The 23,396-nt window shown below is 47.1% G+C and carries 19 protein-coding genes; all 19 read right to left on the bottom strand.

What is annotated here, in order from left to right; genetic code table 11:
* Window positions 1–19 precede the first annotated feature (19 nt).
* Window positions 20–3,055 carry an ATP-binding cassette domain-containing protein gene (locus tag H8730_RS00865; protein WP_177719705.1) on the bottom strand — a complete coding sequence of 1,012 codons (3,036 nt, stop codon included), beginning with the start codon at window positions 3,053–3,055 and terminating at the stop codon, window positions 20–22.
* A 30-nt stretch (window positions 3,056–3,085) separates the two neighbouring features.
* On the bottom strand, window positions 3,086–3,901 hold the full coding sequence (locus H8730_RS00860) for a phosphatidate cytidylyltransferase (RefSeq protein ID WP_177719706.1): 816 nt from the start codon (window positions 3,899–3,901) through the stop codon (window positions 3,086–3,088).
* 18 nt (window positions 3,902–3,919) lie between these two features.
* Window positions 3,920–4,648, bottom strand: coding sequence for a lysophospholipid acyltransferase family protein (locus tag H8730_RS00855; protein WP_177719707.1), 729 nt, complete (start codon window positions 4,646–4,648; stop codon window positions 3,920–3,922).
* A complete protein-coding gene (locus tag H8730_RS00850) occupies window positions 4,645–5,292 on the bottom strand; it encodes a glycerol-3-phosphate acyltransferase (RefSeq protein ID WP_177719708.1) in 648 nt (215 codons plus the stop codon). Before H8730_RS00850 ends, H8730_RS00855 begins: the two co-directional genes overlap by 4 nt.
* A 12-nt stretch (window positions 5,293–5,304) precedes the next feature.
* A complete protein-coding gene (locus H8730_RS00845) occupies window positions 5,305–6,954 on the bottom strand; it encodes a DAK2 domain-containing protein (RefSeq protein ID WP_177719709.1) in 1,650 nt (549 codons plus the stop codon).
* Window positions 6,955–6,969: 15 nt separating this feature from the next.
* The gene (locus H8730_RS00840) at window positions 6,970–8,187 is read right to left on the bottom strand and encodes an iron-sulfur cluster-binding domain-containing protein (protein ID WP_177719710.1); all 1,218 of its coding nucleotides are present in this window, start codon (window positions 8,185–8,187) and stop codon (window positions 6,970–6,972) included.
* Window positions 8,174–9,694 (bottom strand): phytoene desaturase family protein, encoded by a 1,521-nt coding sequence (locus H8730_RS00835; RefSeq protein WP_177719711.1) that lies wholly within the window; start codon window positions 9,692–9,694, stop codon window positions 8,174–8,176. The genes H8730_RS00840 and H8730_RS00835 overlap by 14 nt, the downstream gene beginning before the upstream one ends.
* 44 nt (window positions 9,695–9,738) lie before the next feature.
* Window positions 9,739–11,313, bottom strand: coding sequence for a phosphoenolpyruvate carboxykinase (ATP) (gene pckA / locus H8730_RS00830; RefSeq protein WP_177719712.1), 1,575 nt, complete (start codon window positions 11,311–11,313; stop codon window positions 9,739–9,741).
* Window positions 11,314–11,349: 36 nt separating this feature from the next.
* Window positions 11,350–12,249 carry a DegV family protein gene (locus H8730_RS00825; protein WP_177719713.1) on the bottom strand — a complete coding sequence of 300 codons (900 nt, stop codon included), beginning with the start codon at window positions 12,247–12,249 and terminating at the stop codon, window positions 11,350–11,352.
* Window positions 12,250–12,262: 13 nt separating this feature from the next.
* Window positions 12,263–14,077 (bottom strand): ATP-dependent zinc metalloprotease FtsH, encoded by a 1,815-nt coding sequence (gene ftsH, locus H8730_RS00820; protein WP_249289151.1) that lies wholly within the window; start codon window positions 14,075–14,077, stop codon window positions 12,263–12,265.
* A gap of 39 nt (window positions 14,078–14,116) precedes the next feature.
* The gene (locus H8730_RS00815) at window positions 14,117–14,626 is read right to left on the bottom strand and encodes a flavodoxin family protein (RefSeq protein WP_177719715.1); all 510 of its coding nucleotides are present in this window, start codon (window positions 14,624–14,626) and stop codon (window positions 14,117–14,119) included.
* Between the two features lie 235 nt (window positions 14,627–14,861).
* A complete protein-coding gene (locus H8730_RS00810; RefSeq protein WP_177719716.1) occupies window positions 14,862–15,917 on the bottom strand; it encodes a HAMP domain-containing sensor histidine kinase in 1,056 nt (351 codons plus the stop codon).
* Entirely contained in the window at window positions 15,914–16,585 is a 672-nt protein-coding gene (locus H8730_RS00805) for a response regulator transcription factor (protein WP_177719717.1), read from the bottom strand. The genes H8730_RS00810 and H8730_RS00805 overlap by 4 nt, the downstream gene beginning before the upstream one ends.
* A gap of 303 nt (window positions 16,586–16,888) precedes the next feature.
* Window positions 16,889–17,845, bottom strand: a complete 957-nt coding sequence (locus H8730_RS00800; protein ID WP_249289149.1) for a hypothetical protein — start codon at window positions 17,843–17,845, stop codon at window positions 16,889–16,891.
* Window positions 17,846–17,964: 119 nt separating this feature from the next.
* A complete protein-coding gene (locus tag H8730_RS17815; RefSeq protein WP_346726531.1) occupies window positions 17,965–18,156 on the bottom strand; it encodes a recombinase family protein in 192 nt (63 codons plus the stop codon).
* A 32-nt stretch (window positions 18,157–18,188) separates the two neighbouring features.
* The gene (locus H8730_RS00790; RefSeq protein WP_249289148.1) at window positions 18,189–18,380 is read right to left on the bottom strand and encodes a DUF1016 N-terminal domain-containing protein; all 192 of its coding nucleotides are present in this window, start codon (window positions 18,378–18,380) and stop codon (window positions 18,189–18,191) included.
* Between the two features lie 194 nt (window positions 18,381–18,574).
* A complete protein-coding gene (locus H8730_RS00785) occupies window positions 18,575–20,593 on the bottom strand; it encodes an ATP-binding protein (protein WP_177719719.1) in 2,019 nt (672 codons plus the stop codon).
* Window positions 20,594–20,632: 39 nt separating this feature from the next.
* Window positions 20,633–22,333: a 23S rRNA (uracil(1939)-C(5))-methyltransferase RlmD gene (rlmD, locus tag H8730_RS00780; RefSeq protein WP_249289146.1), complete on the bottom strand. Its 1,701-nt coding sequence runs from the start codon at window positions 22,331–22,333 to the stop codon at window positions 20,633–20,635.
* Window positions 22,330–23,283 (bottom strand): 3'-5' exoribonuclease YhaM family protein, encoded by a 954-nt coding sequence (locus H8730_RS00775; RefSeq protein WP_177719728.1) that lies wholly within the window; start codon window positions 23,281–23,283, stop codon window positions 22,330–22,332. The genes rlmD and H8730_RS00775 overlap by 4 nt, the downstream gene beginning before the upstream one ends.
* Between the last annotated feature and the right edge of the window lie 113 nt (window positions 23,284–23,396).

Below are 23,396 nucleotides of genomic sequence, written 5' to 3'. Positions count from 1 at the left end.
GCATCCAAAACAGCTAGATTTACTCCGAGCGCAGAGCCACGACGGGATCCTTCTTGGCGGCGCTTCTCGACGGAATAAGACCGGATAGAAGGGTAAGCAAAACGCTGATACATACAAGCACAATGGCCACAGGGACCGGCAGGTATGCGCTCAGGTTTCCGATACCGGTCAGATGATGCAGTATAAGGTTGACCGGTATGCAGAGCAGATAGGTAATCAGTACGCCGAGCAGCCCGGAAGCCAAACCGATAATCATTGTCTCCGCATTAAACATATTGGATACATTTTTCTTGGATGCGCCGATCGCACGGAGAATTCCGATTTCCTTCGTTCTCTCCTGAACCGATATCAGGGTAATGACACCGATCATGATCGACGAAACAATCAGAGAGACCGCGACAAAGGCGATCAGCACATATGTTATGGCGTTGATAATTGCAGTGACAGAACTCATCATCATCCCGACATAATCGGTGTACTGGATTTCCTCCAAATCGTCCACTGTCTCGTTATATACCGCAATAGCGTCCTCCATGATGTCCTTATCCTCGAAGGTTGCCGCGTACAGATTGATGGTTGACGGACTGTCCAGATCCACATATCCAAGATTTGTCAGATTGCTGTCATAGCTGGATTCCGAAAATTCCAAAACCTCATCGTGATAGAGAGCACACTGTTCTGGGGTATACCCCTGCAATGCCATATCCAAAGCGCCGGCGAGCTGAGCTGTAGTCATACCGGACAACTGCTGCTCTACCTGGGCGGCATACTGTGTTTTGAACTGCCCGGCGATCATTTCCGCGAACAGCTCCTTCATTTCATCATCGCTCATCGCCGTGATATACGCCTCAATGTCCGCCTCGCTCATTCCCATCTGTTCGGTGAGCGCAGCCGTCATCTGCGCCTCCATGTCGGCCCTTGTCATGGAGCCGAGTGTCTGTGTCACGGCTCCGTCAACCTGCTCCTGCGACGGAATGCTCATAATTTTAGTATACGCGTCTGCCTTGCCCTGTTCATCCAGTGCCGCAATGTAGTCTCTGAACTCGGTTTCCTTTTCTGCATCTGTCATATTGCCGGTACTCTCTTTAAAGGGAAGCCCTGTGAAGATGTCGGTCGAAGGATCGTCAAGCTGTGCGTTGACGGCGGCAGAGTCTTTGGACTGCTCAATTACATATTCCGTCAGCTTGCTGGTATATCCGATAGACCCGGAGAGCATGGTGGAAATTGTATCTTCATTGGGACGGATAATGCCGGAAACCTTCAGGGATATGCCGCTGTCATACAGATACCGAAGTCCTGCATCGGTGTTTCTCAAGTCCGTATACAGTCCTGTACCCTCGTCCAGCTTATAACATTCAGAATTCAAAATGGTGCGGAACTCCCTATCGCAGATTTCCTCATAGGTCCATCTGTGCTCTTCAATTTCGAGCTCGGTCTTATTCAGAGCCGCGTCAACGACCTTGTCGATCTCTTCTTTGGATTTCAGACCCAGCGCGTAAAGCGTCATATCGTCCAACTCGTTGTTTTCGTCCACAACCAGTACAATCTCATCATACTGTGTGGGCCAGGTGCCGTAAACCAAGTCGTATTGTTTTTCCAAAACAGGGCTGATCAGTTTTCCGTTATCGCCGGGAAGCATTTCCTGCCACAGGACAATCGACGATCCTCTTGAGGAAAGGCTGGACATAGCCTCCATACTCTCCATCACGCCAGAGCTCTCGCCGAGGCCAAGCATACCTGACATGTCCATGCCGAAGTATTCGAGAAGGATATCCTGCAAAAGCGCTTTCGTATCAGATTGGATGATGGTTCCGTCGGTATTTTTGGTATAGACCAGTAGATCCATATTGTAGGTATACTGTACGCCGCTGACAGCCTCTCTGATTCCGGATGTACTGTTTTCGTCAGCGCGTTCCGCTTCAATATATTCCTTGAAGGCTTTCAGGTCATTTTCCTTTGACTCCATGGTATTGAGGGAGTTCATCATCTCATACATCATGGATTTCTGGTAGACAGCATCATTTTCATGCTTGCCGGAGGCTTGAGCTTTTCCCGTAAAGGTTTCCATCAATGTTCCCACATCCATATGGCTCGCTTCCAGCGTCAGAGGATAGGACGAGAGGGTCTCCTCCTGAATCGTATTGATATAGGTTGTCATGCCCTGTGACACGGCAAAGATCAGTGCTATGCCGATGATTCCGATGCTGCCGGCAAAGGATGTCAGCGCCGTTCTGCCTTTTTTCGTAAACAGGTTTTTCAGGGAAAGGCTGAAAGAGGTGCCCATGGACATAGACGGTTTCTTTTCTTTTTTGTCCTTTTGCGCATTGCTTTCAAGCCTTGCTCTGTCCTTTTGCATCTCACCTGCAAGCTCGATTTTTGTGAGAGGCGCTGAATCCCCCTTTATTTCGCCATCCAGCATACGAATGATACGCGTCGAATACTTTTCCGCAAGCTCCGGATTATGGGTAACCATAATGATTAATCGGTCTTTGGAGATTTCTTTTAATATATCCATGACCTGAATGCTGGTTTCGGTATCAAGAGCTCCGGTAGGCTCGTCCGCCAGGATAATATCCGGATTGTTGACAATCGCGCGGGCAATGGCAACGCGCTGCATCTGACCGCCGGACATCTCACTTGGCTTTTTGTTCAGCTGATCGCCCAGCCCTACCTTTTCCAGCGCCTCTTTCGCCCGCCGCTTTCGGTCCGACTTGGACACGCCGGAGAGGCTGAGCGCCAACTCTACATTTTGCAGCACCGACTGGTGCGGGATCAGGTTGTAGCTCTGGAACACAAAGCCAATCGAGTGATTTCGGTAGCTGTCCCAGTCTCTGTCGCGGAAATCCTTGGTGGACTTTCCGTTAATGACAAGATCACCGCTGGTATACTGGTCGAGACCGCCGATGATATTCAGCATTGTCGTTTTGCCGCAGCCGGAGGGGCCGAGAATGGAAACAAATTCGCTTTCGCGGAATTTTAAATCAATTCCTTTCAAGGCGGCAACGACACCGTCACCGGCGGGATAATCTTTTTTAATGTTTTTAAGTTCAAGCATTCGTTTTCTTCCTCTCTGTTAGATTTCACCCTATATCCTGAAAAACCCTACGCTGCTGCAAAACAGGCAGGTAAATGGCAGCACAAACAATAAACTGTCAAATCGGTCAAGAATCCCGCCATGCCCGGGAAGGAGCGCGCCGTAATCCTTTATTCCCACGATCCGCTTTATACAGGACAAAGCCAGATCCCCGAATTCCGCCACTAGGGACGCAAGAACAACATAGACTGTAAGCTTCCCGTAGTAAACCGAAATCAAACCAATCTTGTCCAGGACAAAGGCAAGCAGGAGAAAAAATGCTGTGGAACAGACAACTCCACCGATGCCGCCTTCAACGGTCTTATTGGGACTTACAACCGGCGCCATTTTATGCTTTCCGATCCCTCTGCCGACAAAATAGGACGCGATATCTGTCACGCTGCAAAGCAGTATAGCTGAGGTCAGAATATAAAACCCGTGTTCTTCACCGCGGATTGTCACCATTGCTTTATAGAAGCAGACAATGAAACAGGCTATTACAACTGACATAGCCGGTTGGATGGACTGTATCCGTTTGATGTTCACCAGCATATATATAAACACTGCTACGGCCATGACAAAAATCAAACTTACAACCGTCTCATAATGCGGGATGTCAAGGTAGCATACGGCCACTGCTGCAAGGCAGGTAATCCTATAGAGCGCCCGTTTCTCCTTTGCCCCTGTTGCCCGGTAAAGCTCAAAAATCGACTGGAGACAAAGGTACGCCACAACGGTCTTCAAAAACCATGTCACATGGGAAAACGCTACTGTAATGCATATTGCTGCGCATATACCTGCACCTGTGATAATTCTTGTTTTCAGCATTTTTATCTCCCTGTCCTGTTATTTCCCTATTGTCTGTAGCCGGTGATCAATGGAAGCGTATACACGCTCGCCGATTGCGGCTGTTTTCATGTCTTGGATTTCATCCGCAGGCAGCACATCGATCACATCTAGGAAAACATGCGATGCATGAAAGGGATAGTTCTTATGTATCGCTTCTGTCCCTGAAATTGACAAGACAACGATCGGTGCTCCCGCTTTTTGTGCTATCTTGAATACGCTGTTGTGAAATGGCTGCAATTCCCCGTTTTTGCTGCGGGTCCCTTCCGGGTAAACAGCGATCGCCACCTCGCTCCTTTTAACAAGCTCTGCCGCTTTATTGATGGTCTTTAAGGCTTTTCTTGGATTTTCCCGATCGATGGGCATAAAACAGCATTTTCGAATAAATCGACCATAAAACGGGATCTTGAAATTGGCATCCTTTGAAATAAAGGCCGGTTCCCATTTTCTCAATATGTACCAGGTAATGATGGGGTCAAAGTTGGAGCGGTGATTGCAAACAAACACCGGCTTCGTATCGTTCGGTATTTTTTCAAGGCCGGAGGTTTGCACTTGAATCCGCACGATTTTTAAAATACATAACGCAGCGCTGTTTATCAGAAAGCGGTAAAACCGACTGTCTGTCTCATATTCACGTTTTGGATCGATGACAACTGCACAGATTGCCAGAAAAACAATATATAGCACTAGGACGGCTATCAGTATGATTATGATGTATACGACAATCATACCGCCTGCTCCCTTGAATCCGCCGACTTGCTTGTCGTCATAGAAAATTTGCTCTCCGCGCCCTTTATCAGCCGTTTGAAATTCTCTTTGTGGCGAAAAGCAATATACAATACCGAAACCGTGCAAAGCAAGATGACGGAGGCCGGAGCGTTTCTCACCGCCAAAGTGATTGGACAGGAGAGCATTGCCGTTACAGTCGAAAGAGACATATATCTGGTGATTGCCAAAAGCACAAGCATAATGCCCAGCGCGACAAGCCCTGCCCTCCAGTCGATGAACCAAATGACCGACATATAGACGAGGAAACCCTTGCCCCCCTTAAATTTATACCAAACAGGATAGGCGTGGCCGAGCAGTGCAAAGAAGCCGGTATACGCGGCGCCGAACTGATAGCTGTCCAAATACAGCCCAAACAGCCAGGCGAAAACAGCCGTGACAATGGCCGCTTTAGATAGATCCAGGAGAAGTACCCACCATGCCCATTTGTTTCCGAAGGTACGCTTAAAGTTGGTAAACCCCGGATTCCCGCTTCCGCAGGACCGGATATCCCTGTGGTACACCCTCTTTGAAAACTCAATTGCCGGATTGATTCCCGCTATGAGATAGGCGCACACTGCCGATGCTATGTAAAGCAACATTTCCATATTTTCCCTCCGCTATTCAAGAATCAAGATGTACTCGTATACTTCCTGCATACCATCTATCGCATAAAGCTCCTTTCCCGGATACTGTGTACGGATGTATTCTTCTGCTTTTGCGGCCTCTTCGCTGCTTGCCCCCGCACCGCGTATGAGGATGCAAATATCATATTTCGCAAAATCCAGTTTATCGACTGTTGCGCACAAAGCGTCAAACCGGTTATCCGCTGTGGTCAGAAGTTCCTTGCCCGAAAACCCGATATAGTCTCCCATGTGAACCTTCGTCTGCTGCATATCAGCGTCCCGCACGCATTTCGATATTTCAGCGGTGACAACACCGCGCATGGCGTTTCGCAGCTCCTCTGTCAGCTGGTCGGCACTGTCAGCATTCGGATCCAACATGGAAAGCGCGGCATAGCCTTCTCCGATGGTTTTGCTCTCCACTACCCGGACATCGGCACCGCTGTAAAGGCTCGCCGCCTGCTTTGCCGACAAAATCACATTTGCATTGTTGGGCAGTACAAAAACTGTATCTGCATTGATTTGACGAAACGCAATTAAAAACTCCTCGGCAGAGGGATTCATGCTCTGCCCGCCGTCTACGATAACATCCGCTCCTCGCTCTGCGAAAAGTTTTTTAATTCCTTCCCCCGAACATACCGCTACCACTCCGTATCGGCGGCGGGTGGGTCTTGGGCTGACTGAAACAGGTATTTCTTCAATCGCGGCATTGTTATGCTGGAGAGACATATTTTCGATTTTGATCTTCAGAAATTCGCCGTACATCTGGCAAAAACCGAGAACTTTGTCCGGCGTCATGGTATGTACATGGATCTTCACGATGCTCCCGGTTTTGAAAGCAACGACCGAGTCGCCGATTTTTTTCAGATACTCGGTGATTGTACTCACTTCAAACCTTTCGGGGTTGGTCTTGCTCTTCTGCAGGCGAAGCAAAAGCTCTGTGCAGTAACCGTATTCCAGAATGCTGTCCTCGGTAAACAAATCCAGATCAATATCCTGCGTGATCTGTTCCGCAGACAGCTTATATTCGTCAAAATTTATTTCACCGGTTAAGGCTTTCCGCATTCCTTCAATGATATATACCAAACCCGCACCTCCTGAGTCTACGACGCCGGCATTTTTTAGAACCGGAAGCATCTCAGGAGTGCGGTCAAGAGTGTGTTTCGCTTCGGCGAGAAAATTATCCAAATACTCCTCCAAATTTTGCGGCGTCTGCTCTGCGGCATATTCGCTGCCACAGCGGGCAACCGTCAGAATGGTGCCTTCGGTGGGTTCCATCACCGCGCTATACGCGTGCTGCACACCGCAGCGCATAGCATTCGCGATCTGCACATTGTCAGCGCTGTCAAGTCCGTCAAGCCCCTCGGCGATCCCGTCAAAAAGCTGAGATAAAATAACTCCGGAATTTCCCCTTGCACTGAGCAACATGCCGTTTGCCGCCTGTCGGGAGACTTCACATACGCTGGTCTCACCGCAGTCTATAGCATCCACACCGCCCATCATGGTCAGCAGCATATTATCGCCGGTGTCACCGTCTGGAATCGGGAAGACATTCAGATTATTGATTGCCTGCTTGTGGGTCCGAAGATTTATGGCGGCGGCGTGCAGCATATTGGCAAGTAAACTTCCATCTGTTGTTTTTGTCAATTCCATTCCTCGTAATTATTCCTTTCTCTCATGAAATTCATTGTCTGCGGCTATTTCAACTACAAGAGCGCTGAGCGGATATGTACAGCAGGGATGAATATATCCGTACCTGTTATCCGCTTTCCGGCGCATATCCATGCTTTTGGGGATATAGACAGTACCGGAAACCAGCCGTGTACGGCAAAACCCGCATTCTCCGCTGCGACAGCGGGATGGCGCTCTGATTCCGCTTTTTTCAAGGGTTCTTAAAATACTGTCTGCGGAAGAACCGAAAATATCGGTGGTTACGCCCCTGCAAAGTACGGTAATTTTTACTGTTTCGGGAACATTTTGCGGATAATCCCCTTCTTCCGTTGGATGTAACAGTTCACCGTGCAACTCGTGCCGGATATATTTCCGTTCCAAACCGAGCTTCTCTATTTCCTCATCCATAAAGCTGACCATCGGCCGCGGTCCGCAGACAAAGACCGAATAGGGTGTTTCCTGTACGCACGCGCGAATCAGGTGAGCGGATATATACCCGTAGAGGTATCCATCGACATGCTCATCGCTGAGCACATGGATGACTCTTATTCTCGGGCAGCGCGCCTGAAGCTTATCCAGTTCGGCTTTAAACAGGATATGGCGGCAGGTTCTACTGCCGTAAAATAATGTGAGACTGCAATCCTCATCTCCGTCCGCGATGGCCTTGCCAAGGGACATAAACGGTGTGATTCCGCTTCCGCCCGCGATTCCTATAATGTGAGACGCGTCCCGAAGCGGTTCGTAGGTAAACGTCCCCATGGGATCGGAAACCTCCACCGCCGTTCCCTCCCGCCAATGATCAATGATATAGGAGGATACAAGACCGTTCTCCTCCGCTTTGACGGTGATCTGATATTTTCCGCTCAGCGACTCTTTTGGAGACGAAACAATCGAATACGGGCGGCTGTGGATGTTTCCGTCTATGTCGACAAATACAGAAAGATACTGCCCTGCCGAAAAATACGCGCAGCCGGCTGTCCCCCTCTCTGCGTCAGGGACAAGGATATAGCTTTTGCAGTTCTCACCGTGTTCAATAACCTCAGCAACGCGGAGCTCCTGTCTTTTGGGATGGAGAGACTTGGACAACTTGTTTATCTGCCGTTCTTCTCTCTTACCTTTGCCCGCTGCGGCCGCTATTTTGTCTTCCCTGTATTTCAGAAGGTTGGCAAACTCGCCGGGATTTAAAGAATTCAGGTTATGCTCCCACATTCTTCTGCACCTCCCTCACAATCCTTTCGCCGACTGAGCGGCCATTGGCATAGGTACTGCTGTAGCCGTCCGAGCGTTCAGCGTGGGCGCCCACAAAATACAGCCCGTCAATAAAACCTTCGTTTCTAGCATTCATGATGCGGGAAATCATGGTGTCCCAAGGCTGTATCTGATACCCGTAAGGCGTCCCGTCCGGTGTGTTGAGATAGCGTGCAAAGGTCGGCGGTGCGGCTATTACAATTTCCTCAATATACGGGGATACGGAAGCGCCCAGTCTGCGCTCATAGGTTTCGATCATTCGCTTGGCAATGCGGTTCTTCACCCTCTTATATTCCTCAGGCTTGACCTCTCCCCATGCTTCCTCGGTAAGCATTGTGGTAAGAAACAGCATGCAGGTGCCTTTCGGAGAAGCATTCGGAACAACCTTGTTCAGACAGTTGGCAATGATAAAGCTGCGCTCCGTGTCGAAAAGCGTATCGTACTGTTGCCCCGCATCCGGACTGTCAAAAAGGAAAACGGAGTAATCCCCTATACCGAGTTCGTCACAGGAACGGTTCAGCCCGAGATTGACTGTAAAAAACAGGCTGCCGGGCCGTCTTGCGCTGTCAATCTTTGCTGCTTTTTCTGGGACTTTGGAAGCCTCCATGAGCTGCGAGTAGGCTGTGCTGGGAAAGCAGTTGAGCACAATATGCCCGGCATACCACTTCCGCTCTCCTGCGGCTACGCCGCATATCGTTTCCCCGTCAAACAGAAGTTCTGTAACCTCACAGTTATACCAGATGTCCCCGCCACTGTCCCGAATGGCTTTTTCCAGCGCCAGGGACAATTCGTGCGAGCGCATTTCCGGCATGGCGGGAAAGGTACGGATATACCTCTCCAGCAAAAGAGCGTAATGTGCAAAATCCAGCTCGCTTGTTTTCGCCCCGATATACGGCCAGTAGGTTTTCAGGATATTCTGTGCCTTGGCCGGCATCTGCAGAGCTTCCAGACATTCGTCCACAGAGTGTGACGCCATACGCATAAAATCAGCGTGCTCGTTCATCAAAACATTCGGGTCTGCCTTGCCGGAAGAGAGATAGGCAATCGCGGCGTTCATTTCTTCGGCGAGTTTGAAAACCGTCACGACGCTATCCCGGCATCCCGGGACTTGCCGTTCCATTTCATCGCAAAAGGCTTCCATGCCGGACGGCATCGTGGCGTCATACCCGCCATGCCCGTCCGCGAGTACGCGAAACGCGGTTTGCTCCGTACACCACCCCACATCAGCGCCGAGACTGTCAAACAGCCGGCGGATACTGCCGTTCTGCTCTTTTGTCCCGACATTGGCCAGCTCATGCAAGGACGCTTCAAATTCAAATCGCCCTCTGCAAAAGCTGGTGGCACATCCGCCGGGAAGTATATTTCTCTCTAACAATAGGGTTTTCAGTCCGCCTTTTGATGTGGCGGCGGCAGCCGATAAACCGGCATTGCCTGCTCCCACAACAATCACGTCATAGCGATCATCCATTTGCTTATCTGCCTCGCTCCGTAAAGTAGTGGTGTTTCTATACTTCAGCCTCTCGGACCCGCCATCACAATGGTATCCGGCATATCGGGATACTTTGCTGCAAAATTCTCTGCAAATTTCTTTGCCAGGGAATGAGCGGCTTCCTCGTATGCCCCTTGGTCTTTCCAGACATTCTTAGGGATCAGAATTTCCGAGGGCACATTGGGGCAAGTCTTTGGGATGTATACATTGAAGATAGGATCAAGCTCATATTCCACCTCATTCAGCTCCCCGGCGAGTGCCGCAGACACCATTGCACGGGTATATTTCAATTTCATTCTCGGCACGGTGCCGGCAGCTCCGCCGCACCAACCGGTATTCACGAGATACACATTGGCTCCGGTTTCCTCCAATTTCTTGCCGAGCATCGTTGCATAGACCGACGCGTTCATCGGGAAGAACGGCGCGCCGAATAATGTTGAAAAGGTGGTCACCGGCTCGGTGATTCCCCTTTCCGTACCTGCCAGTTTGCTTGTATAGCCGGAAACAAAGTGATACATGGCCATATCCTTATCCAACTTTGCGATAGGAGGGAGGACGCCAAAGGCATCAGCGGTCAGGAAAATAATCGTCTTGGGCTGTCCGCCGATGCCGGGGATCGCAGCGTTGGGGATATAGTCGATTGGATAGCCCGCTCTGGTATTTTCGGTCAGCGAACCGTTATCATAATCGGGCTTTCCATTTTCGTCCAGGACTACATTTTCAAGGAGCGTTCCGAAACGGATTGCATCGTAAATCTCAGGCTCATTTTCACGTTTCAGCCCGATGCACTTGGCATAGCAGCCGCCCTCAATGTTAAACACGCCGTTATCCGACCAGCCGTGTTCATCATCACCGATCAGTTTGCGAGCCGGATCGGCGGATAGGGTTGTCTTGCCTGTACCGGACAGACCGAAGAATACAGCACTGTCTCCGCTATCCCCAATGTTTGCCGAGCAGTGCATCGGCAGAATTCCCATTTGCGGGAGAACATAGTTCATGACAGAGAAAACGCTCTTTTTTATTTCGCCGTTGTACTGACTTCCCGCAATCAACACCTCATGCGCTTCATAATTGAGTATGATCGCCGCCTCGCTGTGGACACCGTCTACCTCGGGAATACACGTAAAGCCAGGTGCGGCGATAATTGTGTAATCCGGCACGTAATCCTCAAGCTGCTCTGCTTCAGGGCGAATGAGGAGCTGATGAATGAAAAGGTTTTGGCTTGCCATCTCATTGATGATACGGAATTTTTGCGTGTATTGGGGATCAGCGCCGGCGAAACCGTCAAACACAAACAGCTCTTTGCCTTGCAGATACGCCAGCATTTTTTCACGGATCAAACGGTACTTGCCTTCTTCAATCGGAACATTAATTTTGCCCCACGCAATGCTGTCATGCACCGCAGGAGTATCCACGATAAATTTGTCGTCGGGGCTGCGGCCTGTGTATTTGCCCGTCTCTACGACCAAAGCGCCTTTGTCGGAAAGGATGCCCTCCTTGCGCTCCAGTGCCTTTTGTACCAAAGTGGGAATTGAAAGATTTCGGTACACCTGACCGTTTCCGGCAATACCAAAATCAAAAGGGGTAAGCTGTCTCATAGTGACCTCCATATGATGATTAAAATTATATTCCTGTTATTTCCTTTCATCGGCTGCGAAGGCAACCTCTCTGCCGAAGCCCCAAACGCCGATGGCGTCAGGTCCTACAGAGGCGCCGACAATCGGTCCAATATATCCGACCGAGATGTCTTTGCAGGGAATCTCGCTCTTAACAAGTTCCACCAGTGCGTCGACTTCCTCCTGTGGACAGTCGGCGTGGGCGATATATACGGTTTGGTTTTCAGCGTCTGTGATGGTTTCCTTCAGCAAGGACACGATTTCCCGCAGAGAATTCTGTCTGCCCTTTACTTTTTTATAAGCTGCCTGCGCACCGTTTGCGTCCGCCACAAGAATCGGCTTCACCCCCATCAGATTGCCAAAAAAAGCGGAGGAGGCCGAAACACGGCCGGCTTTTTTCAAATGCTCTAAGGTATGTACGGTGGCAAATTCCTGCACATTTTTGCGGATCGATAGAATGTAGGAAGAAATCTCTTCCGAATTCTTTCCATCAGCGGCCATCTTGGCAGCTTCTATAGCCAGCATTCCTTCACCGATGGTGGCATTCAGGGAATCAATACAAAATACCCGCGAACCTGGATAGTCTGTCAACAGCTTCTGCGCCGTAATGTGCCCGGTATTGACAGAGCCGGACTGCTTGGAAGAACAGGCGATGTAAACAAGATCATCCCCATCGTCAAGATATTGGGTGAATACCTTGGAAAACTCCTCCACTGAAACCTGCGCGGTGGTAATGCGCTTGCCTGATCGGATGTCCTCGTAAAGCTCATGTGCTTCCGCATCCGTCCATGTCAGAAGCGCGGGAGACTCCCTTCCGTCTTTCATGGTTGACATCTTCACATAGTCGATATCATACTGTTCAAGCTGATCCCCGCTCAGATCGGCGCAGGAATCGGTGATGATTTTAACCTTATTCATGGTACTCTCCTTCTTATGAATTAAGTATGTTCATAAACTCTTCACCGGTGATGGTTTCGTTCTGATACAGATACTGTGCGAGCTGATCCAGCTTTGTTCTGTTTTCAGTAATAATCGCCTTTGCTTTTTCATGCTGTTTTTTGACAAGCGCCACCACCTGGCGGTCGATTTCGCTTGCTGTTTCAGCCGAACAGGCAAGCGAAGTGTCCCCGCCGAGATATTGGTTGGTGACCGTTTCGAAAGCCACCATATCGAAATCATCGCTCATGCCGTAGCGGGTGATCATGGCTCTTGCAAGTTTTGTTGCCTGCTCAATATCGTTGGAGGCTCCCGTGGTGACAGAGCCGACTGCCACTTCCTCTGCCACACGGCCGCCTGTATATGTAGCGATTTTATTCTCGATTTCTTCCTTGCTCATCAGGTAGTGGTTGCCCTCGTCCACCTGCATGGTGTAGCCTAACGCGCCTGAGGTGCGGGGAACAATGGTGATTTTCTGGACGGGCGCAGAATTCGTCTGCTTGGCGGCTACCAGCGCGTGGCCGATCTCGTGATAGGATACAATCATCTTTTCCTTGTCGGTCATAATGGCGTTCTTTTTCTGATAACCGGCAATAACCACTTCTATGCTTTCCTCCAGATCCGCCTGCGTCGCCGCCTTTCGCCCGTCGCGCACAGCGCGGAGAGCCGCTTCGTTGACGATGTTGGCAAGCTCGGCGCCGGAAGCGCCGGAGGCCATCCGGGCAATGTGTTCAAAGTCAACATCGGAAGCGACTTTGATTTTCTTAGCGTGGACTCTGAGAATCTCTTCTCTTCCTCTCAAGTCTGGCAGTTCGACCGGTACCCGGCGGTCAAAACGGCCGGGGCGGGTCAGCGCCGGGTCAAGGGTTTCCGGGCGGTTTGTCGCCGCCAGAATGATAACGCCGGTGTTTCCCTCAAAACCGTCCATCTCGGTGAGTAGCTGGTTTAAGGTCTGCTCTCTCTCATCGTTGCCGCCGACGCGTCCGTCGCGCTTTCCTCCGATGGCGTCTATCTCGTCGATGAAAACAATACAGGGCGCCTTTTCCTTTGCCTGCTTAAACAGGTCGCGCACCTTTGACGCGCCCATGCCGACGAACATCTCCACAAATTCTGAGCCGGACATGGAGAAAAACGGCACGTCCGCTTCGCCTGCGACCGCCTTTGCAAGCAAGGTTTTACCCGTTCCCGGAGGGCCTACGAGCAAAATTCCTTTCGGCATTGAAGCACCGATTTCCGAATATTTGTTCGGGTTGTGCAGATAGTCCACGATTTCGGCAAGGTTTTCCTTCGCCTCATCCTCACCCGCTACATCGCTGAATTTGATGCCGTTGGAGGATTTGACATACACTTTGGCGTTGCTCTTGCCCATATTAAACATCATAGAGTCCGGACCGCCGCCGGCTTTTTTCATAAGCTGCTTTGTCATGAGCTGGCCGAGCCCGATAAAGATGACCAACGGCAGAATCCATGTCAGCAAGAAGCTGAGAATCGGCGATGTCTCCTCTATAATCTCACTGGAGAAGACGGCGTCAGAATTGTGCAGGCGGTCTGTCAGTCCTGGGTCGTCCATCCGTCCGGTTTTATAGATTTGCTCATTTTCTTTGTCTGTAAACACAATCCGGTTGTTCTGAACGTCAACCTGCCCGATATTGTTTTCTTCGGTCATGGTCATAAACGTTCCGTAATCGACTTCCTTAATCTGATGCTCTGCTATACGCGGCATAGCGATCAGATTAAAAAGCAGCAGAATTGCAAGCACAATGCTGTAATAAAATATGAGCGGCTTCCTTGATTTCTTTATTTCGTCCATAGTTGAACCCTCCTACCCTCGTCTGATCTTGCTATTTTTTCAAAGCTGTAATTGACTGCGGACAAACTCACAGGCATTTTCCATATCGATTCTGTCAGGATGCCCCTTTGCCTGGTGGCAGCACTCACTTACCATATGGGCATACTCATTATCCGGGTCCGCTTTGAGCTGCTTTTCTGCCGCGGCAATTACGCTTTCCGGGAAGGCTCCCTTGCAGAGAAATACCCCTCTGTAATCACAGTCCGCAGGTAAAAACAGGGTGATTTTTGGCTCAACCACGTCCTGGTAGTCGGAGGGAACGTTGGCTCCCAGCGTAACAAGGAACAGAATCGTCTTGCCCTCAAGCAAATCGAGCATATCCATAATTTTCAGCGGAACCGTACCCTTATTGAAGCTGAATATGATGACATATACATCGGCGTCAGCTGTCGGCTCCTCGTGAAGAAGATCAATGATTTCCGTGTCCCTGACCGGAAACAGCTTTTCCACCGCGTCGGCCAGCTTTTTCGTGTTTTCGGACCGGCTTAAATAATCAATTTCATATCTCACTCTACTCCCTCCTTGCCGTTGCATTTATGCTCTGTAATAAATAGTATACAGCGCGAACTACAACTAAACCTCAATTCAACATCAACAATTGTTGAGAATCGATTTCCCTATTGCGCGCCAAAACTATACGCTCTCAGTGGAAAAAGTCTGTTTTTGGGGAAACTATCGCGAAATAAAATAAGGGCTGTTTTGATCAGCCCCTGTATCATTTCTCGAGATGCGTTTCCCTTCGCCATTACCTTTTCAGCGTGACGGTAAATTTGCAGCCTCCGTCCGGGATATTGTCAACCGTTACGTCTCCGTCCGTGAGTGTCAGGATCCGCTTTACCAACGCCAGACCGAGTCCATGCCCTTCCTGCCTGTGGGAACTGTCCGCCTGATAGAATTTATCAAAGATATGTTTCTTTTCTTCCTCTGCAATACCCGGGCCCCTATCCTCTACCGTAAATATAACCGTGCTCTGCCTGGATGTAAGGCGAAGACGCACTAGACCTCCGCGCGGATTGAATTTGATGGCGTTTCCGATCAGATTATCCCAAACATAACGCAGCAGTCTCTCGTTCCCGAGGTACTTTATTTCATCAAGTTCCACATCGAAATCAATATCTTTTTTAACCCACTCCGGTTCCAGGGCCACGATGGATTCCCGTATCTGCTCGTCCAGCCGATATTTCGTCTGATTCGTTTCTATGGATTGATTTTCAAGCTTGGAGAGCAGCAATATGTTGCCGACAAGCTCAGAAAGCCGCTTTGTATTAAACAGGATTTTGTTTACATACTCCATCTGGTCTTCATCAAGATTATCCCCGCCTTGTAAAAGTGTGGAATATCCTTCTATGGCGTTAATCGGAGTTTTGAATTCATGCGACACATTTGACACAAAGTCGTTTTGCAGCATTTCTGTCGCGGCAAGCTCATTGGTCATCAAATTAAACCCTGAATACAGTTCCTGAACTTCTTTCAGCGATGACTCTGTTTCCAGCCGCACAGAAAAATCACCGTCGGCAACTTTCTCAATTGCAATGCGAAGTTTTTTGATCGGCTCAAAAAACCACTTGGATAGAAAGCCGGTGACCAGAACTCCGACAAGCAGGCTGACTACAATCAGCTCCAGAAGAAGAGGAACTTTGACGCCTGCCGGCAGAATCTTGTTCAGCAGCGCCGCGCATCCATAGGCGGCTGCAATGCTCACCGCGATTTCTGCCGTTACCGCCAGTGTCAGCCTCACGCGCAGACTGAATTTATTGTTTTTTTGATTGCGGATCCGGTTAAAAGCTTCCCTTGTTTTCATGTCTTCACCACCTTGTAGCCTACGCCTCGCATGGTGACAATTTTAAAATCCTTGCTGTCACGGAAGCGGTCCCGCAGTCTCCCTATGTGAACATCAACTGTGTGTGGATCGCTGTCGCTGTCGTAGCCCCAGATTTCATCCATCAGCTGCTGCCTGGTAAATATTTTTCCCGGATACGAAGCCATTTTGTAAAGCAGCATAAATTCTTTTTGCGGCAACACAAACGCTTCGTCCGGCGTAGTGACCGTGAGTGAATCCACTTCCATAACCGTATTGCCAATGATCTGCCGGCGCTCATTGATCATCTGTGCGCGCCGCAGAAGTGCCTGAACGCGAAGCACCATCTCATTGACATTGATGGGTTTTACCATGTAGTCGTCCGTCCCGGAAAGGAACCCTGCTCGCATATCATCATAGGAATCCTTTGCGGTTATCATCAGCACCGGCGTTTTATCTCCCGCCTCGCGCAGCACACGCACAAGCTCATACCCGTCCATGACAGGCATCATAATATCCGAAATCATCAAATCATAGTAGTCATTGTCAAGGGCTTCCAAGGCCTCCTTGCCGTTCGTAACACTCTTTACCGTATATCCGTTCTTCAAAAGGACATGAGAAAAAAGTTGACGCAGCTCCCTGTCGTCTTCCGCAATCAATATCTTAAGCATATGTGACCCTCCAGAATCGTTCTCGGATTATTTTGAATACGATGTCCGCGCATCAATATAGTATTATAGCCTCTGCGGCTTGCTTTGTAAATCTGTCTCAAAACCATGTCATTCATTTTAACCTGGTAGTTTCAACTATTTCTCAAGTGAGCATCAACAATTGTTGATGTTTCGGGCATTTCTATACCTAAGCGAAATAATCGTGTCAAGATTATAGTGTGTTGTATTATAGTTTTTTCCACCAGCCGCAGTTGTTCGGAATTTCTGAACAACTACATTTTCTTCCATAAATAAATGAGTATATTAAATAATAATTTCTTCAGCTTTCCAATTATATTGGTTACATATATATAAATACACTCTTTTCAAAGCAACCTTAACATCTTTAATATCTTTTTCCAATTCTTTAGCAGAATAGCTTATGTCTATCTCCATTCTATGAATCATGCCATGTCTACGCTCAAAAATCCTATTTATTTGGTCGTATAAACTTTCTTTTCTCCTGTGATATGGCTCTTTAAGCGGTTTGCTGATATCCAATTTACTATTAAGTGCTTTAAAGTTTGAAGTCACTTTTCCTATATTCTGAAATGAAAGAGTTCTCGCATATACTTCTTCAACATTTTTTCTTCTCTCACTAATATCCACCATATCATAGGGTGAAAATTTCATATTTAATATTTTTTCTTTTTTTTCAGAATATTTCAACAATGAAATATATGTCGATCGAAAATACTCTTCAATTACCGAACATAAATATGCTAAGTAAACATTCGCATTAAAGATACTTGGTGTTGGAATGCCAGCCAATTCTAATATTCCTCTCTCTCCTTCTTGATCCTCTGGATACTGACTTAATGAATGACACAATAGTGAAAAACTATTATCTAAATTTTGTATAGCAAAATAACATCCGCTTTCTGCCCCTTTAACCAACCGTCCTATTTCAAAATATCTATTTTTTCCAACATCACTCTCAAAATATCCCATGCAATACTTTTTCAAACATCTAATAGTATCATTTTGCTTTTGAATATCATAGCCACTAGCAGACGCTTGTGTCCTAACCCTATACACTACTTCATTTTCACTCTCATCACATTGCCATACTTTAATTCCTGAATAATATTTATATTCCTCATCATTTCCGCAATAAAAAATCTCTCCATACTTTTTATAATCCATCATTCCTAACAATTTTTCTACCATCTTTTTTGAACAACTCTTTTTTGAAATATGTACAAATGCATCATTACCCATGTGTATACCCTCTCGCTTTTGTCTTCTCATTCTACGAAAATAGCTATTACTATCGAATCGTCCTTTTTCCAGCCGATAACCATAGTAAAACCGCCGTTCCATTTGCCCTCCTCGATGGACTAACCAGATTTGCCGGCATCCTCATACTCTCCGGCAATCTCATGGTCGTTGTACTCGGCAAAGGCTTTCATTCTGGATTTCTGGGCATCTAGAGAATTCGTTCGACAGGTTATCCGACAGGTTCGGATGACACAGGCAGGTTGATGAATCCTGCTTTTTCTTTTCCGTCGCTTCTCTGACAGCCCACTCATAATCTTCTTAAATGCAATCCCGTACAGAAGTCCTATGGCTGCCTTGTAATCTCCGCCTCTCCACTCGCATCAAAAGCCGATAATGTGTCCCTCAATTCGCTACCCAGTGCGTAGCCATTTGGAAATGTTAAATAGAACTGTCGCATATTTTTCAAATTAGCAGCGGTAAACCCTTTCCCAAAATCCTGTTTCATTTGTTTTGACAATACTTTTCTCACTGCCATCTTGTTCTTCAATGATTGATGTGCCTATATTTCAAATGCTTCCACCATTGCAAAATTGGCGGTTTGATAGACTTTGTTTCTTGCGTAAATTAAAATTTCTTTGACTTTGTTATAAAAAGATGCATTCATCTTATCAACCCCATCCTTCTTTACAGATTATTTTTGACTCTTCTTTAAAATTATCAAGTTATATTTTACAACACTTGTGCAACAGCAATTTTTGTGAGAGTATCCGCTTTTTCTCGCCCTTCAGTATCACTTACCTCTGTCATTAATTCATTTGCCACCCGCTCTCTATCATACTTCAATCGTTCTAACATCGGCTTATGCTTTATTTCAAAACTTTTAAATATATCATCCCAAGTAAGCGCATATACTTCACAATTATCAACCTGGAATACTAACCCAACCTTTCCTTTATCTTCAAATGCTTTATATTGGCTTTTAACATAGTCATCTACTTCTTTACATACAGCAATAAACTTCCATTTCCGTAATTCACTATTGAATTGAGGCTGTCTTCTAACATAATCCATATAATCTTCCACTTGTCGTAATACGTTTTTCGTTAACAGAACTCTCGGTGCTTTCAATTCAACAACAATATTTTCTTCCAGCGTTGTTTCAAATGTTGTTTCGACATTTCGCGTATTGCACAAAAAAATGTCCATACGTCGTTCATTTTCCGCATCTGGATTCAATTTTGCTGTAATATCCTCTTCTCCATACAAGATATTCCTATACTGCTCCAATGCCTTTTGCATTCTTTGATCAGCGCTTGCTAAATTGTACTGTTCACCAAAAAGCCAAAAATGTCTTTCTACAATCTTCTGCACATGATCACGTTCATTTGCAAACTTTGTCAAATCATATACAATGCTTTTTAATAATTCTATCACTTTATACCTATCCTCAATAAACTTGATAGTATCAATGATATTTTCCAAAGATGTCTTTTTTAATATCATTGAAAAATCAGTTCTCTGCTGAGGTGATAATTCCACAACCTGCTCTATTATAGTTAAAACATTTTCTCTCTCTTCAGAACTCAAAAGCAAATTCAAAAAACCTAGCAACGATTTTTCTTGAATTTGTTTTAATTTATGAAAAATTAGTGGTTCCAATTTAAAAATTTCCTTTGTTACCCTCTTCAAGTCATTCTTACGCATTTGTCCATATACATCATCTGGAAATTCAGGAAAAGTTTTTCTTTCGGTTATCATAACTTCAACTGCTTCTTCTGCTTTGTCTGATAAATATACGCTAATTTTCTTCTCGATAAGCTTTTGAATTTCTTTATGCAATTTTTTCAGAATCTTTTTCTCATCTTGAGACTCAAACAGGTTAATCTGTGCATCTTCATGATCATCTATAACATTTTCTTTATCATCAAAAAAATCTGATTTTACAAACACACTGTGGTTAAAATTAATAGTATTATGATTAAAAGTCGTGGTTCGATTTCCCTTCAATACGTTTTTTTCATCAAAATAATAACAGCAGAATTTTTCAGAGATGGTTTCCTGCCACACAATCAAATTAATCTCAAACCTATATCCATGAATTGTTACCATAAATTTTTCACTCAACTTAGTATTTATATATTTTTCATAATCAATCTTTTCTCCATTAACTACTATCTCTACATTTTTATTTTTATATAGATACAAAAACCAAGCGAAATCTTTGAGTAATGCTGGCTCTATTACCTCAAAACTCATATTCTCCACAGTTAATGTATTTATATTGAAAAAATTTACTTCTGTTCCAGTTGCATTTTGCTCTGACAACTGCGGTTCTGAACAATCAATCACCTCTTTTTTATCACTTGACATAGTAATATCATATTCTTTATATACATTGTTGTCTTTATAAACAGTATGCCACTCTGCATTATTAGAAAAAGCAATAAAAGAGAATCTACCTTTTCCCTTATTTGCCTTAGATTTCATTTGTAACGACAGCAAATTCTTCTTTGATGCCAGAAATGCACCAAATGTCTCCCCTAGTTCATTGTAATTTATTCCATCACCATTATCTTTTATAATTAATTCCTTAATCCCAAACGCTTCATTAAATGTATATTCTATACTAACTTTTGTAGCATTGGCTTCAAAACCATTCCAAATATATTCACTTATGGCAGCTTTGTAATCGCTTGTGATTCCAGAAGAATCAATACTCTGGTTTTTTACACTTACAGGTATAATCATAATATCCGCCTCTCATATCATCATTGTATCACATCATTTTTAAATTATCTCAAAATGCTTCAACGCATCCTTTATCGCTTCCACTTTTTCCGCCGTCAGATGTTTTCTCGATTGTTTCAATTCCTCTACCGCATTAGGGGCATCGTACATTGGCAAGCCTAAATCCCGCTTTACCTCTGCGATGTATGCGGTATGTACCTTGAAGCCGTATTTTGCTTCTATGTACTCCTTAATCATCTTATAAGTAACTCTCTCTTTCGGCTTATATACTGCGGCTCTCTTGGCGATATTATCAAGCGGCACTTTACCTTCGCCCTCGCCAAATTCCACTTTTACGTTGATTACGCTATCGGGTTTTTTGTGGGAAAGCATTACTACCGTCTCCACATGCACCGTCTCCGGGAACATATCCACCCCCTGGACCCGCTCCACTCTATACGCCCCCAGCTCCTGGCACAGAATCCCCAAATCCCGCGCCAGCGTCCCCGGATCACAGGACACATACACGATCCGCTCCGGCGCCATGTCCACCATGGCCTCCAACAGCGCTCGGTCACAGCCCGCCCGCGGCGGATCCACCACGATCACGTCCGCCCGGACGCCCTGCTTAGCGTGCCATTCTGGAATCACATCCTCCGCTTTTCCCACATAGAACTCCACATTGTCCATGCCATTGAGCGCTGCGTTCCTCCTTGCATCCGCAATGGCCTCCGGCACGATCTCCACCCCATAGACTCGCTTCGCCCGCTGGGCCAGAAATAATGAGATGGAGCCGATCCCACAGTAGGCATCCCACACGATCTCGCGTCCTGTGAGTCCTGCCATCTCCAGCGCTATCTCATACAGCACCTTTGTCTGGATGGGATTCACCTGAAAAAACGAGACCGGAGAAATCTGAAACCGCAAATCCCCGATTCGATCCTCAATATACCCATTCCCCCACAATGTCACCGTCTCGGGGCCTAAGATTACATTGGTCCGCTCTCGATTCCGGTTGACGCTTATACTCTGAACCCCTTCGCCCCTGAGCAGATCGACGAACTCCCGCCCATGGGGAAGGCTTGTCCCATTGATCACCACACATACCAGGACTTGGCCCGTGGCATATCCCTCCCGGATCAGCACATGCCGAACCAAACCCGTATGCCGCCCCTCGTCGTAAGCCGCAATTCCTTTTTTCCGAAAGAAATTCAGGATCACCGGCATAAGACGATGGCTGGCCCGGGATTGAATCTGGCACCCCTCCACCGGTATCAACCGATGACTTCGAGGGGCAAAAAAACCCGCGGTCAGACCGTTCTCCCCATCTCGAACGGGAAACTGAGCTTTATTCCGGTAATACGCCCTATCTGCTTCCGCCATCCCCAGTACCGGCGGCACGACAACCGAAAGACCTCCGATCCGCTCCAGCGCCTGGGCAATCCGATTCTGCTTGTAGCGAAGCTGACCTCCATAGGACAGGTGGGACAGCTGGCAGCCACCACAGCGCCCCGCCAGCTGACACAGCGGCGCAACCCGCTCTCTTGATGGTTGAAGGATCTTGAGAAGTTTGGCATATCCATAGCGGCGCTTCACCTTGACCATCAAAACCCTCACCCGCTCTCCGGGCAAAGCCCCTTCTACGAAGACGGTAAAGTCCTCGTAGCGCCCGATTCCCTCTCCCTGATTTCCCAGATCCGCGATTTCAATCTCAATGGTTTGATTCTTCTGGACCGGCGGTTGAAGCGCATCCTGTCTCATCCCTCGGTTTCATCCTCCATTTTATAAAAATTCCGTGCCAGCAAGCGATTGTACGCTGTCCAGCGGCCCTCGGATTTGTCCTGTCCGATAAATTCTTCTAGCATTTTCATCTTGGCGTCCGCGTTATCCGCCAGGTGGAGAATCATAGCCTCCATGGAAGATGGGACCTTGGGCGAACCAAACTCTAACTCACCGTGATGAGATAAAATCATATGTTCCAGCAGCTGTTCCAGCTCCGCGGGAAATCCCTCGATGGTTCGAATCCGGTCCCGCACCATGCCGTAGCCAATGGCAATATGCCCCAAAAGTTGCCCGGCGTCGCTGTATTCATTGTGGGGCATAGGCTCTAATTCTTCCATCTTGCCGATATCATGAAAAAGAGCGCCGGCAATCAGCAGATCGCGGTTGACTCCTGAGTACAGCGTCCCGAGATAGCAACAGATTTCCATGACAGTGCTGACATGCTCCAGAAGGCCTCCAACAAAATTGTGGTGTACATTCTTCGCTGCGGGGTGAATCATGAATTTGTTGATAAAGGCCTCATCCTCGACAAAATACGATTCCAACAAGCGTTTGAGATAGGGGTTTTGTACTTCATCAATCCGGGTCAGAATCTGCAAAAACATCTCCTGCGGATCCTTTTTTGTCACCTGCATGTAGTCTGCGGGATCGTACTCCCCTTCATCACTTCTGCGCACCCGGTTGATATTCAGCTGAATATCGCCCTGAAATACCGTGACATTGGCATCGATCTTGATAAATTCCTGCTTGTTAAAATCCCCGATCTGTGGCGTCATATCCCAGATTTTTCCCATGGCAGTGCCCGTTTTATCCATGAGTAGAACATTATAGTATGTTTTACCGGCGCGGGTCTTCATCGCCTGTTTATCTTTACAGAGGTAATGGCCGATAATATGCTGTCCCTCTTGAAAATTTTCGATATAGATCATGAAACGCTCCTTATCAATATATTTGTTCTCCACTCCCTGCGCATCCGGCGCATAGAATTGGTTCCGCGATTATTATACCAAAAAAAAGGCTTTAAAAAAAGCCCTTTTTCCAA

Origin of the sequence: Bianquea renquensis (assembly GCF_014384895.1) — a bacterium.
Classification (GTDB): Bacteria; Bacillota; Clostridia; order Lachnospirales; family Bianqueaceae; genus Bianquea; species Bianquea renquensis.
This window is presented reverse-complemented; position numbering and strand designations above follow the sequence as displayed.

Excerpts from the sequence above, each read along its gene's own strand:
- H8730_RS00785 (WP_177719719.1), bottom strand. The coding sequence starts at position 20,593 with ATGATTATACCTGTAAGTGTAAAAAACCAGAGTATTGATTCTTCTGGA.
- H8730_RS00865 (WP_177719705.1), bottom strand. The coding sequence starts at position 3,055 with ATGCTTGAACTTAAAAACATTAAAAAAGATTATCCCGCCGGTGACGGT.
- H8730_RS00860 (WP_177719706.1), bottom strand. The coding sequence starts at position 3,901 with ATGCTGAAAACAAGAATTATCACAGGTGCAGGTATATGCGCAGCAATA.
- H8730_RS00800 (WP_249289149.1), bottom strand. The coding sequence starts at position 17,845 with ATGGGTAATGATGCATTTGTACATATTTCAAAAAAGAGTTGTTCAAAA.
- H8730_RS00775 (WP_177719728.1), bottom strand. The coding sequence starts at position 23,283 with ATGATCTATATCGAAAATTTTCAAGAGGGACAGCATATTATCGGCCAT.
- H8730_RS00835 (WP_177719711.1), bottom strand. The coding sequence starts at position 9,694 with ATGGATGATCGCTATGACGTGATTGTTGTGGGAGCAGGCAATGCCGGT.
- pckA (WP_177719712.1), bottom strand. The coding sequence starts at position 11,313 with ATGAGACAGCTTACCCCTTTTGATTTTGGTATTGCCGGAAACGGTCAG.
- H8730_RS17815 (WP_346726531.1), bottom strand. The coding sequence starts at position 18,156 with ATGAGTGGGCTGTCAGAGAAGCGACGGAAAAGAAAAAGCAGGATTCAT.
- H8730_RS00850 (WP_177719708.1), bottom strand. The coding sequence starts at position 5,292 with ATGGAAATGTTGCTTTACATAGCATCGGCAGTGTGCGCCTATCTCATA.
- H8730_RS00790 (WP_249289148.1), bottom strand. The coding sequence starts at position 18,380 with ATGGCAGTGAGAAAAGTATTGTCAAAACAAATGAAACAGGATTTTGGG.
- H8730_RS00825 (WP_177719713.1), bottom strand. The coding sequence starts at position 12,249 with ATGAATAAGGTTAAAATCATCACCGATTCCTGCGCCGATCTGAGCGGG.
- rlmD (WP_249289146.1), bottom strand. The coding sequence starts at position 22,333 with ATGAGACAGGATGCGCTTCAACCGCCGGTCCAGAAGAATCAAACCATT.
- H8730_RS00810 (WP_177719716.1), bottom strand. The coding sequence starts at position 15,917 with ATGAAAACAAGGGAAGCTTTTAACCGGATCCGCAATCAAAAAAACAAT.
- H8730_RS00855 (WP_177719707.1), bottom strand. The coding sequence starts at position 4,648 with ATGATTGTCGTATACATCATAATCATACTGATAGCCGTCCTAGTGCTA.
- H8730_RS00840 (WP_177719710.1), bottom strand. The coding sequence starts at position 8,187 with ATGTGGGAGCATAACCTGAATTCTTTAAATCCCGGCGAGTTTGCCAAC.
- ftsH (WP_249289151.1), bottom strand. The coding sequence starts at position 14,077 with ATGGACGAAATAAAGAAATCAAGGAAGCCGCTCATATTTTATTACAGC.
- H8730_RS00805 (WP_177719717.1), bottom strand. The coding sequence starts at position 16,585 with ATGCTTAAGATATTGATTGCGGAAGACGACAGGGAGCTGCGTCAACTT.